Source organism: Bartonella gabonensis (genome assembly GCF_903679515.1).
In the GTDB taxonomy this organism is placed as follows: domain Bacteria; phylum Pseudomonadota; class Alphaproteobacteria; order Rhizobiales; family Rhizobiaceae; genus Bartonella; species Bartonella gabonensis.
Genome location: NZ_CAHOYM010000083.1, coordinates 1 through 1,826, shown reverse-complemented (window position 1 = coordinate 1,826; position 1,826 = coordinate 1). Strand labels below are relative to the sequence as shown.

Below are 1,826 nucleotides of genomic sequence, written 5' to 3'. Positions count from 1 at the left end.
GAGAAAACACGGCAAATTGGTGGAGTTGCAGCGGGTAGTGCAGATACTGATGCTGTAAATATTGCGCAGTTAAAGTCATTACAAACCTATGTAGACAAAGGCTGGAAATTATCTGTTAATGGTAAAAATGCTGAAGCTATTGCTGTAGATGGCACGGTAGATTTTTCCGCTGGCAGTGGAAACCTCCAAATCACCAAAGGCGAAGGTGATAATAATGTAAAATTTGACCTAGCAAAATCAGTTACGGTGAATACAGTAAAAGCAGATCGAGTTGAATTAGGGGAAAATATTATATTAGACTCAGCAGGCTTAAACATCAAGAATGGTCCACAGATCACGACTACTGGAATTTCCGCTGGCAGTAAAAAGATCACGCACCTTAAGGCTGGAGACATTACCGATGAATCAACGGATGCAATCAATGGCAGCCAAATTGCGAAAATCTCTCAGGATGTTGCGAAATTTTTAGGTAGTGGTGCAGCCTTTCAAGATGGTACTTTAACAGAACCCTCTTATAGGGTGCATAATATGAGGTTAACTGGTACAGAGATGTATGTAAGTCAGGAGCCTGCTGTTTATCATGATGTTGGGGCAGCGCTTTCGGAGCTTGATAATACTGTTGTACAAGTAAACAACCGTGTAACAAATACAATTAATGATTTTAATCAAAAGCTGACAGAGAATTCTCAGCATATTGAGAAAGATGCTTTATTATGGAACGATGATGAGCAAGCATTTGTAGCCCGTCATGAAAAGAGCACAGAAAAAGGCAAAGCAACAGCAGAAAATAGCAAAATTACATCTCTTGCAGATGGTAACATTGCTTCTCTCTCAACGGATGCCGTTACTGGTGGTCAACTTTATTCTCTGAAACAGACGCTTGCATCTTATTTAGGMGGCGGCGCTGGTTATGATGAGGAAGGCAAATGGACAGCACCCAAATTCACGGTTAAGAGTTTCAAAGAAGATGGCAGTGTAGTTGAAGATAAGAGCTATGATAATGTAGCAGCTGCTTTTGAGGGRGTTGGTACGTCTTTCACGAACATAAAGAAAGAGATTATCAACCAGATTAAAGATCTTCAGTCCGAAGATTCAGCTGTTGTTCATTATAATAAAAAAGAAAATGGTGAAATTGATTATACGAGTGTAACTTTTGGTGGTAARGAWCAARCCCCYACAGCTCTCCACAATRTTGCTRATGGYAKTATCKCTGATAAGTCRCAYGATGCAATCACKGGYGGACAGATTWATMWAATYGGTGRWGATATAGCYAAATTCTTAGGTGGAGATGCAGCCTTTCACAATGGAGCTTTTACCGGTCCAACTTATCAATTATCTTACGTTGCCAAAAATGGTGTCGTAACGGACGCTTCTTATTCAGGTGTTGGAACAGCTTTTGCAGGGCTTGATAGCAGTATCAAGAATGTGAATGATCGTATTAAGGAAGTTTCAGAGGGCGTTGCACAGGATTCTTTATCGTGGAGCAAGACTGACAATGCCTTTAGTGCTCTTCATGGAAAAGATCAAAAAGCAGCTAGTACAATTAAATTCCTTGCTGTCGGAGATATTTCTGCTGCTTCAACAGAAGCCGTTAATGGTTCACAGCTTTTCGAGACAAATGATAAGATTGCTACTTACTTAGGTGGTGGAGCTAGTTATAAAGATGGTGCATGGAAAGATCCTCATTTCACACTTAAAACTGTTGATGCTAATGGTAATTCTGAAGATAAGAACTATACTAATGTAGCGGAAGCTTTAACTGGAGTTGGTACGTCTATCACGAATGTTCAGAATAAAGTTACTAATGATATAACAAATAAGTTCGA

1 pseudogene is annotated in these 1,826 nt (G+C 39.7%); it reads left to right on the top strand.

The window, feature by feature from the left end:
• Positions 1-1,826 (top strand): annotated as a pseudogene (locus HWX04_RS08040) (hypothetical protein); the annotation flags it as partial.